The following is a 14,661-nucleotide window of genomic DNA, read 5'->3' on the forward strand; positions in this document are numbered from 1 at the left end:
ACGCGAGGCTGTCGAAATGACCAACACCCTTCCCCAGAACGGCACATCTGCCGGTTCCTCCCAGCGCCCCGTACGCAAGGGGCCCGAGAGTGCCATCGGCCTGCAACGGCACAAGCGGACAGCGACCGACATCGGTCTGGCGCTGATCACGCCTTTTGTCGGCCAGGAGTTCCTGGACAAGTACAACCTGCGCGACCCGATGAACCGCGGCCTGAAGTACGGCATCAAGACGGCGTTCTCCACCGCCGGTGCCGCGGGCCGGACGTTCAAGCGCATCCCCGGGCTCAACGGCGGCACGCCGACGCGCCTGAAGCCCGGCGGTTCGGACTACTTCGACCTGAACCCGGACGAAGACCAGCAGATGATCGTGGAGACCGTTCGCGAGTTCTCCGCGGAGATCCTGCGGCCGGCCGCTCACGACGCCGACGCGGCCGCGGCCTACCCGGCCGACCTGATCACCAAAGCGGCCGAGCTCGGCATCACCGCCATCAACGTGCCCGAGGAGTTCGACGGCATCGCCGCCTCCCAGAGCACCGTCACCACGGCACTGGTCGCCGAGGCCCTGGCCTATGGCGACATGGGCCTGGCCCTGCCGATCCTGGCGCCCGGCGGTGTCGCGTCGGCCCTGACCCGCTGGGGCAGCGCCGGCCAGCAGGCCACCTACCTGCCGTCGTTCGCCGGCGAGAACGTGCCGCAGGCATGTGTCGCCATCGCCGAGCCGCACGCCCTGTTCGACCCGACCGCGCTGCGGACCACCGCGGTCCGCACGCCCAGTGGTTACCGCCTCAACGGCGTCAAGTCGCTGGTCCCTGCCGCTGCCAACTCTGAGGTGTTCATCATCGGAGCGCAGCTCGACGGCAAGCCGGCCCTGTTCATCGTCGAGTCGGGCTCCGAGGGCCTGACGGTCACGGCCGACCCGAGCATGGGCATCCGTGCCGCGGCCCTCGGCAAGGTCGAGCTGAACAACGTCGCGGTCCCGCTCGCCAACCGCCTCGGCGAGGACGAGGCCACCGACAACGACTATTCCGAAGCCATCGCGCTGGCCCGATTGGGTTGGGCCGCACTGGCAGTCGGCACCTCGCATGCCGTGCTCGACTACGTGGTGCCGTACGTCAAGGAGCGCGAAGCGTTCGGCGAGCCCATCGCCCATCGCCAGTCGGTCGCGTTCATGTGCGCCAACATCGCCATCGAGCTCGACGGCCTGCGGCTGATCGTGTGGCGCGGCGCCTCGCGTGCCGAGCAGGGCATGCCGTTCCTGCGCGAGGGTGCCCTCGCCAAGCGTTTCGCCACCGACAAGGGCATGCAGATCGGTCTCGACGGCGTGCAGCTGCTCGGCGGCCACGGCTACACCAAGGAACACCCGGTTGAGCGCTGGTACCGCGACCTGCGGGCCATCGGCGTCGCCGAAGGTGTCGTGGTCCTGTAGCGCGCCCCGGTAATCGCCCGATCATCGAACTCTCGAGACACTGAAAGACCAATCATGGCAATCAATTTGGAACTGCCCCGCAAGTTGCAGGCCGTCGCGGAAAAGGGCCGCCAGGGCGCCGCGGAGATGCTCCGCCCGATCTCCCGTAAGTACGACCTGGCCGAGCACGCCTACCCGTCCGAACTGGACACCCTGGCCAGCCTGTTCGAAGGCATCCAGGAATCCAACGCCGTCCCCACCGCCGGCGCCGGGTTCTCCGCCACCGAAAACAAGAGCAAGCACGCCAACGTCAACGGCGCCAACCTGTCGGCGCTCGTGAACGCCCTTGAGGTCAGCTGGGGCGACGTCGCCCTGCTGCTGACCGTGCCCTTCCAGGGCCTGGGCAACGCCGCCATCTCCGCGGTCGCGTCCAAGGACCAGCTGTCCAAGTGGGGCAAGGTGTGGGCCGCCATGGCCATCACCGAACCCAGCTTCGGTTCCGACTCCGCGGCGGTCACCACCACCGCCGTGCTCGACGGTGACGAGTACGTCATCAACGGCGAGAAGATCTTCGTCACCGCCGGTTCCCGCGCCACGCACATCGTGGTGTGGGCAACCGTCGACAAGTCACTCGGCCGGGCGGCCATCAAGTCGTTCGTCGTGCCGCGTGAGCACCCCGGCGTCATCGTCGAACGCCTGGAGCACAAGCTGGGTATCAAGGCCTCCGATACCGCGGTCATCCGCTTCGACAACTGCCGCGTTCCGAAGGATTACCTGCTCGGCGATCCGGAAGTGAAGGTGGACAAGGGTTTTGGCGGGGTCATGGAGACCTTCGACAACACCCGCCCGATGGTGGCCGCCATGGCGATCGGCGTCGGCCGCGCCGCCCTGGAGGAACTGCGGGCGATCCTGACCGACGCGGGCATCGAGATCTCGTACGACAAGCCGGCCCACGCCCAGAGTGCACCTGCCGCCGAGTTCTTGCGGATGGAGTCCGACTGGGAGGCTGCGTACCTGCTGTCGCTGCGCGCCGCCTGGCAGGCCGACAACAAGATCCCGAACTCCAAGGAAGCGTCCATGAGCAAGGCCAAGGCCGGCCGTATGGGCACCGACGTCACCCTCAAGGCCGTTGAATTGGCCGGCACCACCGGCTATTCCGAGACCACCCTGCTCGAGAAGTGGGCTCGCGACTCGAAGATTCTCGACATCTTCGAAGGCACGCAGCAGATTCAGCAACTCGTCGTCGCGCGACGCCTGCTGGGCCTGTCGTCGGCACAGCTCAAGTGACCGGTGCTCCGGTGGCCCGGCACACCTGCTGGGCTACCGGAGCGCGGTAGCGAACGCCGCGAACATCGACGGCAAACAGGCCCCGGGATTGCTCCCGGGGCCTGTTTGCTGTCGATGTGTCGGTTACGAGGACGGGTTGGCGCCCAGCACGCGCTGCAGGTCAGGCTTCATGGCCTGCAGCTGCTGGCCCCAGTAGCCCCAGTCGTGGGTGCCGCTGTCGGGGAAGTTGAACACGCCGTTGTTGCCGCCCGCGGCCAGGTAGTTGTCCTGGAAGGTGCGGTTGGTACGGATGGTCAGGCCCTCGAGGAACTTGGCCGGGACGTTGTCGCCACCCAGCTCGCTCGGGTTGCCGTTGCCGCAGTAGACCCAGAGGCGGGTGTTGTTGGCGACGAGCCGCGGGATGTTGACCATCGGGTCGTTGCGCTGCCACGCGTTGTCCGGCGATCCCGTCGAGCCCCACATGTCGTCGGCCTTGTAGCCGCCGGCGTCACCCATGGAGACGTTGATCAGGAACGGCCACCAGCCCTCGGACGGGTTCAGGAAGCCCGACATCGAGCCGGCGTAGATGAACTGGTCGGGGTGCCAGATGGCCAGGGTCATCGACGACGAGCCGGCCATGGAGAGGCCGACGGCGGCGCTACCGGTCGGCTTGACCTCGCGGTTGGCCTGCAGCCACTGCGGCAGCTCCTGAGTCAGGAAGGTCTCCCACTTGTAGGTGGAGCAGCCGGACTTGCCGCACGCGGGCTTGTACCAGTCGGTGTAGAAGCTGGACTGGCCACCGACCGGCATGACGATCGACAGGCCGGAGCCGAGGTACCACTCGAAAGCGGCGGTGTTGATGTCCCAGCCGTTGTAGTCGTCCTGGGCGCGAAGGCCGTCGAGCAGATACACCGCAGGCGACCCGTTACCACCGCTCTGGAACTGGATCTTGATGTCGCGTCCCATCGCCGGCGACGGGACCTGGAGGTATTCGACCGGCAGGCCGGGGCGCGAGAACGCACCGGCGGTAGCTGTCTGGCCGGCAAGTCCGATGAGACCCGGGAGCAGGGCGGCGGCCGAGATGGCGCCGGCGACCCTGCGCGCCCAGCGGCCGCGAAGCTTGTCAACGAACATTCACAATCCCATTTCAGTATCAGGTACCGGGTATCGTGCCCACTCCACGCGCTCGAACGGCGTTGGTGGCACAGCCGCGATTTCTCGCAGCCGTGTGCGGCGGCTCAGCCTGGTACGGGAACTGAACGCACCGAATGATTCAGTTGTAGGTATGGGCAGTAAAACACGCGCCGGACGTGCCGAGGAACCCCCGACTCCGGCTTGAGACCAGGTTGTTGCGGACTTCGTACCGTTCAGCTACCACCCTGACGCAGAGCTACTTCGCGTTCATCCGGCCGTAGGCTGCCGTTTGTGACGAGCGATCGGGACCACGTCGACGAGCTGACAGACACCCGCGCCGGCGGCCGATTGGGTATCGACGACTGGCGCGCGGCCGGGTACGCGATCCTGGCAGAAGAGGGCCTCAAGGCCCTGAAGATCGACCGGTTGTGCGCGCGACTGAAGGTCACCAAAGGCAGCTTCTACTGGCATTTCGCCAACATCGCCGCTTACCGGACCGCCCTGATCCAGGGCTGGAGCGAGCTCCGCGACGCCGACCGCAGCCAGATCGAGGAGATCGGTGCCCTGGCCCCGCGGGACCGCCTGGTCCAGATGATGAATTCGCTGGTCAGCCCCCGACACTGGACGCTGGAGCGCGCGATGCGCGAATGGGCCCGCTCCGACCCGGACGTCGCCGAGAGCGTCCGAGCCGCGGACATGCGCATTCTCGCGGCGGTCCGGCGCGCGTTCGCGGACTATGGATTCGACGCCGACGAAGCCGAGCTGCGAGCCGACGCCACGTTCGCCGTCGGCATCGGATTCCTGCACCTTTCCGGCGACTCGCCACATCCGAAGCTGGCCGCCCGCAGCGAGCGATTCCTCGATCTGATGCTCGCGACCTGACCTCCATACCAAAAGGTATGGTACGGTCCGGCGCATGTTGAGTACGCAGGCCGGCATCACTGATGGGTTCGTAACCGCACTCGGCGAACGCGCCGCCGAGGCCGAAAAACTCCGGCGCCTCCCGGACGACACCGTGCGCGACCTGATCGCGTCCGGATTCACGGAGCTTCTGGTGCCCGCTCGCTTCGGCGGGCAGCAGGCCCCGTTCCCCGACATCTTCGATCCGGTGCGCCGACTCGCCCATGGCTGTACCTCGAGCGCCTGGACCATCGGCTTCCTCGCCCTGCACAACTGGATGCTGGCACTGTTCGGCGAGCAGGCCCAGCAGGAAGCGTTCGACAGTCGGCCATTCCTGGCGCCTGCACCGCTCGCGCCGACCGGCAGAGGGCTGCCGGTCGACGGCGGCATCCGGCTTTCCGGACGTTGGTCCTGGGCCACCGGCGTGATGCACGGCAACTGGATCATCGTCGCCGCGCTCTGCGGGCCGGATGACGGCATCTACCCCGCTCTCGCACTGTTGCCGATCAGCGACGTCACCGTCGAGGACGTCTGGCACACCGACGGGATGCGGGCCACCGGATCGAACGATGCGATTGCCACCGAGGTGTTCGTGCCCGAGCACCGCCTGGTCAAGGTGACCGACATCTACGCCGGTACGGCGCCCGGAGCGGGACTGCATGACAGCGCCACCTACCGCTGGCCGATGGTGCCGGCGCTGGCCCTGCTCGCGGCAATGCCCGCGCTGGGCAGCGCCGAACGGGTCACCGAGAGCTACGCGGGGCGGTTGGCCGAGCGGGTGCTGCCCTACGAAGGAGTCATGCAGAAAGACAAGCCAATTGCCCAGGCGCACTTGGCCGGGGCGCAGGTTCGGTTGCGGTCTTTGCGCGGACTCCTCGCCGACACCGTCGGGGAGATCGAGGCCATCGTCGTCTCCGGCGATTCTGTCGAGAAGCCCGTCCGCGCGCAGGCCCGACTGGCGGCCGCGCACATCGTCGCCGAATCACGGGCGGTGATCGGCGATCTCATGGGTGCCGGCGGAGCCAGCATCCATTTCCTGTCCAGCCCGATGCAGCGCTTCAAGCGCGACGTCGACGTACTGGCCGGACACGTCGTCTTCGACTACGACACCAGCCGGGAACTCGCCGGTGCACTCGCACTCGGCATGAAGATCCCGCGGACGTCGATGATCTGATGAACACGAGGGTGTGAAATAGCCAGATGTCGAACTCCCAGCCCGCTTTCACCAATTTCTTCCAGAAGCGAATCGCCAATCCCGTCATGCGGCGGCTGCCGTTTCAGACTCTGCTCGAGACCACCGGGCGCAAGTCCGGCGAGCCCCGTCGCACCCCACTGGGCGGCAAGATCGTCGACGGGCAGTTCTGGTTCGTATCGGAATTCGGCGAGCAGTCCCAGTACATCCGCAATATCCAGGCCGACCCCCGGGTTCGGGTGCGGTTGCGTGGCAGGTGGCACAGCGGGACGGCGCACCTGGTGCCCGACGACGACGCGGCCGCGCGACTGCGCGAATTGCCGCAGTTCAACAGCTTCGGCGTACGCACGTTCGGCACCAACCTGCTGACCGTGCGAGTCGAGCTGGACGGTTAGGCCGCGACCAATGTGCATCGGTTCATTGACATCCGCACATAAGTGAAACTAACGTCACTTTTAGTTCCAGCCACGTACAGGAGCAAGCATGGAATCCTTCGTCCACCTGCGCAAAGGCAAGACTCCCAAGCGGGTTCACGCCGACCTGGACGGCCTCAAAGACGATGAACTGGGGCGCGGCGGCTTCGTCGGCCGCACCGCCAACATGTACCGGCGCAACGATCCCACCGCGTACCGCACGGTCGGCCCACTGCGTCCTACCGACGTGCTGTCCTCCGAACTGAAGCCGTCGGACGCGGCCGACGCGGCGGGTGCTCCCCTGCTCATGTTCTCCAACGCCGACTGCCAGGTGCTGCTGAGCCGACGGAGCACGGAGATGCCGTTCTTCGTCCGGTACGTCGACGGCGATCTACTTCTGTTCGTACACAAGGGTTCCGGCCTGCTGGAGACCGAGTTCGGTCCGCTGCGCTACCGCGAGGGCGACTGGGTCTACATCCCGAAAGCGTGCACGTTCCGGCAGGTGCCCGATGACGAGTCGACCTGGCTGATGATCCAGGCCACCGACGATTTCCGCGTGCCGCCGGCGGGCACGCTCGGCCGGCACTTCCCGTTCGACCCGGCACAGGTCACCATCCCCGAGCCCGAGCCGATCGATGACGACGACCGTGGCGAGTACGAGGTGCGCCTCTACCACGAAGGCGGACCTACTTCGCTTTTCTACCAACACAATCCACTCGACGTCGAGGGCTGGCGGGGCGATAATTTCCCGTTCAGCTTCAACATCGAGGACTACACCGTCATCACGTCCGAAAGCGTGCACCTGCCGCCGACCGTGCACCTGTTCATGCAGGCGACCGGCGTCTACGTGATGAACTTCCTACCCAAACCCGCCGAGAGCGTGCCGGGCACCGAGCGCACCCCCTGGTATCACCGCAACGTCGACTACGACGAGATCGCGTTCTTCCACTCCGGCTCGCTGTACGGCATCCCGATGCCGCCCGGCCTGGTTTCCCATGCGCCGCAGGGAGTTCACCACGGCGCACCGGAAGCCGCGCGTGAGCGCGCACGGCGCAAGTTCGACCAGTACGACCGCGTCGACTGGTCGGTGATCGCCATCGACACGCGCCGGCGTCTCATCCCGTCCGCCGAAATTCTCGCCAACGATCTGGGGCAGCACTAGAAATGACAACGACCGAAGCGCCTGTGAAGCACGACTATGACCGCATTCCGTATCTGGTTGCGTACCAGAACAACTCGGCGGTCCGCGATGTGTACGGCGGCGTCGCCGAATTGGTGGTGCTGGAGAGCTATCTGCTGAAGCCGAAATCCAAGCCGAGCGACACCGTGCTGGTGTTCATGCACCCGATCGGCGGCGGCGCCTACCTGCCCATGATCAACGCGCTGGCCCGCGCCGGCCACCACGTCATCTACTGCAACAGCCGGTTCCGTGGCACCGACTCGGCCCTGCTGATGGAGAAGGTGGTCGAGGACCTCGGCGAGTGCATCAAGGACGCCAAGAACCGGCTGGGCTATTCGAAGGTGGTGCTCGCCGGGTGGAGTGGCGGCGGCTCGCTGTCGGTGTTCTACCAGCAACAGGCGCAGCACCCGACGGTCACCGCAAGCCCGTCCGGCGACGGACCCGACCTCACCCAGCTCGGCCTGATCCCGGCGGACGGCCTCATGCTCCTGGCCGCCCACATCAGTCGCCACGGCACCATGACCAAGTGGATGGACGCCTCCATCCTCGATGAGAACGATCCGTCGAAGCGCGATCCGGAACTCGATCTCTACAACCCGGACAACCCGAACCAGCCGCCCTACACGCCGGAGTTCCTGCAGCGGTACCACGAAGCGCAGGTGGCCAGAAATCGGCGGATCACGAAGTGGGTCAAGGAAAAGCTCGCGGAACTGAAGGCCGCGGGCCGGCCCGACGACGAGTTCGCGTTCGTCGTCCACGGCACCATGGCCGACCCGCGGTGGCTGGACCCGACGGTCGATCCCAACGAACGCACCCCGGGACAGTGCTATCTGGGGGATCCTCAGGTGGTGAACATGAGCCCGGTCGGCCTGGCCCGATTCTGCACGCTGCGCAGCTGGCTGTCGCAGTGGAGTTACGACGATGCCAACGGTGACGCCGTGAAGGCGGGTCCGGATATCGCGGTCCCGACGCTGGTGATCGGCAATCTCGCCGACGACGCGTGTACCCCCAGTCACACGCGCCGGCTGTTCGAGGCGATCGGGCACGAGGACAAGGAGATGTACGAGATTCCCGGTGCCAACCACTACTACTCCGGACCGGATCAGCGTGGCACGCTGCGTCAGGCGGTCGGGGTGTGCACGGATTGGCTGCACCGGCAGGGATTTTCATCGGAGGGCTGGGGGCACCTCCCGCTTGCGGGGGAGAGCGCAGCGACCAGGGAATCAGCACTGTGACGACCGGCGCCTTGGACGGTATCCGGGTCCTGGAGCTCGGCACCCTGATCTCGGGGCCGTTCGCCGGCCGGCTGCTCGGCGACATGGGTGCCGAGGTGCTCAAGATCGAGTTGCCGTCCTCCCCCGATCCGCTGCGGACGTGGGGTCAGGCCGAACTCGACGGCCATCGGTTCTTCTGGACGGTGCACGCGCGCAACAAGAAGGCGTTGACCCTGGACCTGCGCACCGAGCGGGGCCGCGAACTGTTCCTCGATCTGGTCAAGCAGTCCGATGTGATCGTGGAGAACTTTCGGCCGGGCACCCTGGAGAAGTGGAACCTGGGTTATGACGTTCTGAGCGAACACAATCGGGGCATCATCCTGGTGCGGGTGTCCGGTTACGGGCAGACCGGCCCGGACGCCGGGAAGGCCGGCTACGCCTCGGTCGCCGAGGCGGCCAGCGGCCTACGGCACATGAACGGATTCCCCGGCGGCCCTCCCCCGCGGCTGGCGCTGTCGTTGGGCGACAGCCTCGCCGGGATGTTCGCCGCCCAAGGCGCGCTCGCCGCGCTGTACCGGCGCAGCGTCACCGGCGTTGGCCAGGTGGTCGACACCGCGCTGACCGAATCGTGTCTGGCCGTCCAGGAATCGACCATTCCCGACTACGACATCGGCGGCGTGGTGCGCGGCCCGTCGGGCACTCGGCTGGAAGGTATTGCGCCGTCGAACATCTACCAGAGCGCAAACGGCAGTTGGGTGGTGATCGCGGCCAACCAGGACACCGTGTTCCGGCGGCTGTGTCAGGCCATGGGCCGTCCCGAATTGGCAACGGACGAACGGTTCGTCGACCATCTGGCGCGGGGCCGCAACCAGGATGAGCTGGACAAACTGATCGGCGACTGGGCCGCCGAGCGCGAACCCGACGACATCATCGCCACGTTGTCGGAGGCGGGGGTGATCAGCGGACCCATCAACACCGTCGCCGAGGTGGTGCAGGACCCACAACTGCAAGCGCGCAACATGATTGCCGACCACTGGGACGAGCGCGTGCAGCGCAACGTGAAGGGGCCGGGTGTGGTCCCGGTGCTGTCCGAATCCCCGGGCACCATTCGCAACGGCGGGTCGGCGCGGCCGGGGCAGGACAACGACGAGGTGTACGGCCGCCTGCTCGGTCTCGACGCCGGACAATTGGCGGCACTGCGCGAGGAGGGCGTGTTGTGACCGATCTACCGACCCACGTCACCGTCCGTGAAGTCTGTCTGCGCGACGGCCTGCAACTCGAAGATCCGATCCCCTTGTCCGCCAAGATCGAACTGCTCGAGGCGATCGTCGCCACCGGGGTGCGGGAGGTCGAGGCGACCGCATTCGTGTCGCCGTCGAAGGTGCCCGCCCTCGCCGACGCCGCCGAGGTGGCCGCGGCGCTGGGCGCGTTTTCCGACGTGGAGTTCTCTGCACTCGTCGCTGGACCCGGCGGCGCGGGCCGCGCACTGGCGGCGGGCATGCGGTCGCTGGAATATGTGGTCTCGGCCGCTGACAGCCACAGCCAGGCGAATGTCGGGCGGTCGACGGCCGAGTCGACCGCGCTGATCGCCGACATCGTCGGACTGGCTCATGCTGCGGGTGCCAGCGCAGAAGTCATCATCGCCACCGCCTGGGACTGCCCCTTCGACGGACCGACCGACCCGAGCCGAGTGGTGGAGGTCGCCTCGGCAGCAAGGGAATTCGGGGCAGATCGAGTGGCCGTCGCCGACACCATCGGCACCGCCAGCCCGCGGCGCGTCACCGACCTGATCACCCGCGTCCGCCCGGCCATCGGGGACCTGCCGCTCGGCGCGCATTTCCACAACACCCGGGGCTCCGGCCTGGCCAGCGCCTACGCGGCAGCGCAGGCCGGTGTGACCCGGCTCGACGCCTCGGTCGGCGGATTGGGCGGCTGCCCGTTCGCGCCCGGCGCGACGGGCAACATCGCCACCGAAGATCTGGTCTACCTGTTGCGCGACAGCGGCATCGACACCGGCATCAACCTGGACCTGGTAATCGACGCGGCCATGGTGGCGCAGCGCGTCGTCGGCCACGAACTGCCCAGCGCGCTGCTGCGCGCCGGTGACCGGCTGCTGGGCTGAGCATGCCGGCCGACACGTTGACCGCCAAGGGCCGCCAAACCCGCGAGGCGATCGAACTCGCGGCACGGAAGCTGTTCGCCGAGAGGGGCTTTCATGGCACCACGCTGGCCGACATCACATCTGCCGCGGGCAAGTCGTCGGCGGCCTTCTACCGCTATTTCGACGACAAGGAAGACCTGCTGGCCGAGCTGGCCGAGTCTTTCCTGCACGACATCGTCACCCCCTCGGGGATGAGCGTGCCGCTGCCGGAATCCCCCGAAGACACCGACTACTTCACCACCGTCGTCACGGGGTACTGGAACCTCTTCAAGCAGAACATCGGCATCATGATCGCGGTCGCCCAGCTGGGCGCCACGCAGCCCCGATTCGCCAAGGTGCAAAACGAATTCCGCAGATTCGGGATGGACATGGTCGCCGACTCGGTGCGCCATGCCCAGGAACAAGGCCATGCGCAGGGGCTCAATCCCGAACACATCGCCGCCGCGATCTCGCTGCTGTTCGAGAACTTCACTGTCGTGGTGGTCGGCAACCCGGGATCCGGGCTGCAGATCAGCGATGAAGACGCCATCACCACCCTGTCGACCATCTGGAAGAAAACCCTGTACGGCTTCTGACCGAAAGAAGAGATCACTGTGGATTTCGCTCTACCGGAACACCTTCCGGGCCTGCTGGCCGAAATGGACGCGTTCATCGAGGAGAAGATCAAACCGCTGGAACGCGAGAACCTCCAGTACTTCGACCGGCGCCGCGAGTTCGCCCGCACCGATCTGGAGAACGGTGGCGTTCCCACCCGGGAATGGGAGGACCTGCTCGACGAGATGCGCCGCCGGGCCGATGCGGCCGGCTGGTTGCGGTACGGGCTGCCCAGCGAGTTCGGTGGTCGCGACGGCACCAACCTGGACATGGCCGTCATCCGGGAACACCTGGCGCACAAGGGACTCGGCCTGCACAACGACCTGCAGGACGAATCGTCGATCGTCGGAAACTTCCCGCAGGTCATCATGATGAGCCGGTTCGGCACCGCGGCGCAGCAAGCGGAATGGGTCGAAGCCATGATCACCGGCGAGCGGTCGATGGCGTTCGGGCTCACCGAACCAGACCACGGCAGCGACGCCACCTGGCTGGAGACCACCGCGGTCCGGGACGGCGACGGGTGGATCATCAACGGCCGCAAGCGCTGGAACACCGGCGTACACCGGGCCACCCACGACCTGATCTTCGCCCGTACGTCAGGTGAGCCCGGTCAGGCCGTGGGCATCACCGCGTTCCTGGTCCCGACCGACACCCCGGGTTTCACCGTCCCGTACTACTGGTGGACATTCAACATGCCGAGCGATCACGGCGAGGTCGAGCTGAAAGATGTTCGCGTGCCTGATGACGCCGTGCTCGGCGACGTGGACCACGGCTTGGAGGTCGGTCAGACATTCCTGCACGAGAACCGGATTCGTCAGGCCGCCAGCAGTCTGGGCGCCGCGCAGTACTGCATCGACCGGGCCGCGCAGTACGCCGGCGACCGCGTCGTGTTCGGCAAGCCGCTGTCGGTGAACCAGGCCGTGCAGTGGCCACTGGCCGAGTTGCAGACCGAGGCCCAGATGGTGCGGCTGCTGGTGTATTACGCCGCCTGGCACCTCGACCGGGATCACCATATGGAGGTCTCCGACAAGGTCTCGATGGCCAACTACCGCGCCAACAGATTGGTGTGTGAGGCTGCCGACCGCGCCATGCAGATTCACGGCGGCGTCGGATACAGCAGGCACGAACCGTTCGAACACATCTACCGGCACCACCGGCGCTACCGGATCACCGAAGGCGCCGAAGAGATTCAGATTCGTCGGGTGGCCCAGCGGATGCTGAAGTTCGGACGCAAGTGATCGACGCCGGTGACATGAGCCGGGCGCTGGTCCAGGTACTGGCACCTCGCCTCGGCGACGTCGAAGTCCAGAATCTGCGCGAACTGACCGGCGGCGCCAGCCGCACGACCTGGACGTTCACCGCGACCAGCGCAACCGATGTCCACCAATTGATCCTGCGCGTCGGGCCACCTGACGAGATCCACGCCGGCATGGAACTGGAGGCGGCCGCGCTGTCCCGGGCCGCGGCCACGGGTGCTCCGGTACCGCGAGTGCTGGCCGCCAGCAATTCGACTGAGGCCCTGGGCAATCCTTTCCTGGTATGCGATTTCGTGCCCGGCGAGACCATCGTGCGCAAGATCCAGCGGGCGCTCGACGACGGCGGCCGAGCCGGCCTTCTCGAACAGTGCGCTGACGCTCTCGCAGCCATCCACCGCGCCGATGCCACCGGCATCGGATTATCGAGTGACGATCAACTGGGTTCGTGGCGGCATGAGCTCGATGAGATCGGAGACACCACAGCCACTTTCGAATGGGCGTTCCGATGGTTGGAGCGGAATCAGCCGGCGGACTTCGGCGACCCGGTACTGGTGCACGGCGATTTCCGGATGGGCAACCTGATCGTCGAGGGAAGCCGGCTTGCCGCGGTGCTGGATTGGGAGCTCACGCATCTGGGCTCGCGCGCCGAGGACTTGGCCTGGTTCTGCATCCGGGCGTGGCGCTTCGGTGCGCCGCGCACGCTCGACGCCGGCGGCCTGGGTAGTATCGAGGACTTCTTGACCGCCTACGAGCGCTCCAGTGGAATCACGCTGGACCGCATAACCTTTCACTGGTGGCTGGTGTCCGCGACCCTGCGCTGGGGCATCATCTGCCGGTACCAGGCGCAGCGCCACCTCTCCGGCCAGACCAGGTCGGTGGAGTTGGCCACCATCGGCCGCCGGGTGTGCGAAACCGAGTGGGACCTGCTGAATCTGTTGGAGGTGCCATGAGCCACTACCGGCCCACAGCGGCCGAACTGGTCGCGGCGGTGGCCGAGTTCCTGGAGACCGAGGTGCGCGCGGCCACCGATGGCGCGGTGAATTTTCATGCCCGCGTCGCCGCGAACGCGCTGCGGATCGTCGAACGCGAGTTGCAGCAGGACAGTTCGGACCCCAGTCTGTTGGGATTCACCGACGAGCAGGGGCTCGCGGCAGCCATTCGCCTCGGCGACTTCGACGACCGCGGCCCCGAACTCGAATCCGCGCTGCGGAGCCTGGTACGCCACCGGCTCGATGTGGACCACCCGCGATACGAGCAGGAATAGCTAATTCACCTGCGGCACATTGAAAACCGTGCTCGCAAGCATCCGGCGCAGCCAACGCCGGTAGTGGTCCACACTCCGGCTGTCGCGATCGGTGACATGGAGATAGGTCTCGATACTGCACAGCACGGTACTGGTCTCAACCAGTTCGTCGAAGGGGACGTCATCGCGGAGCCACCCGCGTTCGCGGTAGATGTCGCTTATCCGGCGCGCTTGCGCGGTGATGCTGGCAAGCAGCTCCCCGAGGTACTCACGCAGCTTCGGCTCAGAGTTGGCCCCGCTGGTCAGGGCGAGGTACAGCGGCGCCGTCCGGCCATTGATGTCAGCGACCGCATCGACCAGATGATCCAGCATCGACGCCACGTCGTCTTGCGCGACGAGCAGGCGACCGTACTCGAGGTTGAAGACGTCCTCTTCGCCCACCACCCCGAAGGCGGTGTAGTCCAGCGCCGCGATCAGTAAGGCGGTCTTGGGTCCTTGTCCCTGAACGGTTTCGGCGGAGACCCCGGCCGCCGCCGCGATGCCCGCGAGTGTGGTGCGCGCGTAGCCGTCCGCGGCGAACAACTCGCCCGCTGCCTGGAGGATGCGATTCCTGGTCGCCTCGGCCTGCTCCCGTCGCAGCGCGGATTGATAGGTCCGCGCGGACTTCTTCGACATTGACTTGGGTGTCACAGTAATGAATACT

General features: G+C 66.5%; 15 protein-coding genes. 13 read left to right on the forward strand and 2 right to left on the reverse strand.

Annotated features, from left to right (window positions below):
* Window positions 1-16: 16 nt before the first annotated feature.
* Together ACWW1C_RS18820 and ACWW1C_RS18825 are read left to right on the forward strand one after the other, a co-directional pair.
* Window positions 17-1,426, forward strand: a complete 1,410-nt coding sequence (locus ACWW1C_RS18820) for an acyl-CoA dehydrogenase family protein (RefSeq protein ID WP_455979799.1) — start codon at window positions 17-19, stop codon at window positions 1,424-1,426.
* Between the two features lie 54 nt (window positions 1,427-1,480).
* Window positions 1,481-2,692, forward strand: coding sequence for an acyl-CoA dehydrogenase family protein (locus ACWW1C_RS18825; RefSeq protein ID WP_455979800.1), 1,212 nt, complete (start codon window positions 1,481-1,483; stop codon window positions 2,690-2,692).
* A 123-nt stretch (window positions 2,693-2,815) separates the two neighbouring features.
* Here the strand turns inward: ACWW1C_RS18825 and ACWW1C_RS18830 are convergent, their stop codons facing one another.
* Window positions 2,816-3,805, reverse strand: a complete 990-nt coding sequence (locus ACWW1C_RS18830; protein ID WP_455979801.1) for an esterase family protein — start codon at window positions 3,803-3,805, stop codon at window positions 2,816-2,818.
* A gap of 291 nt (window positions 3,806-4,096) precedes the next feature.
* On the opposite strand from ACWW1C_RS18830, the gene ACWW1C_RS18835 reads away from it, so the two are divergent.
* The 11 genes from ACWW1C_RS18835 to ACWW1C_RS18885 all read left to right on the forward strand — a co-directional run bounded on the left by ACWW1C_RS18835 (window position 4,097) and on the right by ACWW1C_RS18885 (window position 13,979).
* Entirely contained in the window at window positions 4,097-4,687 is a 591-nt protein-coding gene (locus ACWW1C_RS18835) for a TetR/AcrR family transcriptional regulator (protein WP_455979802.1), read from the forward strand.
* A 34-nt stretch (window positions 4,688-4,721) separates the two neighbouring features.
* Complete coding sequence (locus ACWW1C_RS18840; RefSeq protein ID WP_455979803.1) at window positions 4,722-5,879, forward strand: acyl-CoA dehydrogenase family protein; 1,158 nt, start codon at window positions 4,722-4,724, stop codon at window positions 5,877-5,879.
* 26 nt (window positions 5,880-5,905) lie between these two features.
* Complete coding sequence (locus ACWW1C_RS18845) at window positions 5,906-6,292, forward strand: nitroreductase/quinone reductase family protein (protein WP_455979804.1); 387 nt, start codon at window positions 5,906-5,908, stop codon at window positions 6,290-6,292.
* 88 nt (window positions 6,293-6,380) lie between these two features.
* Window positions 6,381-7,472 carry a homogentisate 1,2-dioxygenase gene (locus ACWW1C_RS18850; protein WP_455979805.1) on the forward strand — a complete coding sequence of 364 codons (1,092 nt, stop codon included), beginning with the start codon at window positions 6,381-6,383 and terminating at the stop codon, window positions 7,470-7,472.
* Window positions 7,473-7,474: 2 nt separating this feature from the next.
* Entirely contained in the window at window positions 7,475-8,725 is a 1,251-nt protein-coding gene (locus tag ACWW1C_RS18855; protein ID WP_455979806.1) for an alpha/beta hydrolase family protein, read from the forward strand.
* The gene (locus ACWW1C_RS18860; RefSeq protein ID WP_455979807.1) at window positions 8,722-9,924 is read left to right on the forward strand and encodes a CaiB/BaiF CoA transferase family protein; all 1,203 of its coding nucleotides are present in this window, start codon (window positions 8,722-8,724) and stop codon (window positions 9,922-9,924) included. The genes ACWW1C_RS18855 and ACWW1C_RS18860 overlap by 4 nt, the downstream gene beginning before the upstream one ends.
* On the forward strand, window positions 9,921-10,826 hold the full coding sequence (locus ACWW1C_RS18865) for a hydroxymethylglutaryl-CoA lyase (protein ID WP_455979808.1): 906 nt from the start codon (window positions 9,921-9,923) through the stop codon (window positions 10,824-10,826). The genes ACWW1C_RS18860 and ACWW1C_RS18865 overlap by 4 nt, the downstream gene beginning before the upstream one ends.
* Window positions 10,827-10,828: 2 nt before the next feature.
* Window positions 10,829-11,440 (forward strand): TetR/AcrR family transcriptional regulator, encoded by a 612-nt coding sequence (locus ACWW1C_RS18870; protein WP_455979809.1) that lies wholly within the window; start codon window positions 10,829-10,831, stop codon window positions 11,438-11,440.
* Between the two features lie 18 nt (window positions 11,441-11,458).
* Window positions 11,459-12,697: an acyl-CoA dehydrogenase family protein gene (locus ACWW1C_RS18875; RefSeq protein WP_455979810.1), complete on the forward strand. Its 1,239-nt coding sequence runs from the start codon at window positions 11,459-11,461 to the stop codon at window positions 12,695-12,697.
* Between the two features lie 14 nt (window positions 12,698-12,711).
* Window positions 12,712-13,665, forward strand: a complete 954-nt coding sequence (locus tag ACWW1C_RS18880) for a phosphotransferase family protein (RefSeq protein ID WP_455984352.1) — start codon at window positions 12,712-12,714, stop codon at window positions 13,663-13,665.
* Complete coding sequence (locus tag ACWW1C_RS18885) at window positions 13,662-13,979, forward strand: DUF6285 domain-containing protein (protein ID WP_455979811.1); 318 nt, start codon at window positions 13,662-13,664, stop codon at window positions 13,977-13,979. Before ACWW1C_RS18880 ends, ACWW1C_RS18885 begins: the two co-directional genes overlap by 4 nt.
* Here the strand turns inward: ACWW1C_RS18885 and ACWW1C_RS18890 are convergent, their stop codons facing one another.
* Window positions 13,980-14,648, reverse strand: a complete 669-nt coding sequence (locus tag ACWW1C_RS18890; RefSeq protein ID WP_455979812.1) for a TetR/AcrR family transcriptional regulator — start codon at window positions 14,646-14,648, stop codon at window positions 13,980-13,982.
* Window positions 14,649-14,661 lie beyond the last annotated feature (13 nt).

The organism is Mycobacterium sp. HM-7, assembly GCF_053852335.1.

What these genes read in the sequence shown, in the direction of transcription:
- ACWW1C_RS18820 (WP_455979799.1), top strand. Translation starts at nt 17, where the DNA reads ATGACCAACACCCTTCCCCAGAACGGCACATCTGCCGGTTCCTCCCAG.
- ACWW1C_RS18830 (WP_455979801.1), bottom strand. Translation starts at nt 3,805, where the DNA reads ATGTTCGTTGACAAGCTTCGCGGCCGCTGGGCGCGCAGGGTCGCCGGC.
- ACWW1C_RS18870 (WP_455979809.1), top strand. Translation starts at nt 10,829, where the DNA reads ATGCCGGCCGACACGTTGACCGCCAAGGGCCGCCAAACCCGCGAGGCG.
- ACWW1C_RS18885 (WP_455979811.1), top strand. Translation starts at nt 13,662, where the DNA reads ATGAGCCACTACCGGCCCACAGCGGCCGAACTGGTCGCGGCGGTGGCC.
- ACWW1C_RS18825 (WP_455979800.1), top strand. Translation starts at nt 1,481, where the DNA reads ATGGCAATCAATTTGGAACTGCCCCGCAAGTTGCAGGCCGTCGCGGAA.
- ACWW1C_RS18880 (WP_455984352.1), top strand. Translation starts at nt 12,712, where the DNA reads ATGAGCCGGGCGCTGGTCCAGGTACTGGCACCTCGCCTCGGCGACGTC.
- ACWW1C_RS18840 (WP_455979803.1), top strand. Translation starts at nt 4,722, where the DNA reads ATGTTGAGTACGCAGGCCGGCATCACTGATGGGTTCGTAACCGCACTC.
- ACWW1C_RS18855 (WP_455979806.1), top strand. Translation starts at nt 7,475, where the DNA reads ATGACAACGACCGAAGCGCCTGTGAAGCACGACTATGACCGCATTCCG.
- ACWW1C_RS18850 (WP_455979805.1), top strand. Translation starts at nt 6,381, where the DNA reads ATGGAATCCTTCGTCCACCTGCGCAAAGGCAAGACTCCCAAGCGGGTT.
- ACWW1C_RS18845 (WP_455979804.1), top strand. Translation starts at nt 5,906, where the DNA reads ATGTCGAACTCCCAGCCCGCTTTCACCAATTTCTTCCAGAAGCGAATC.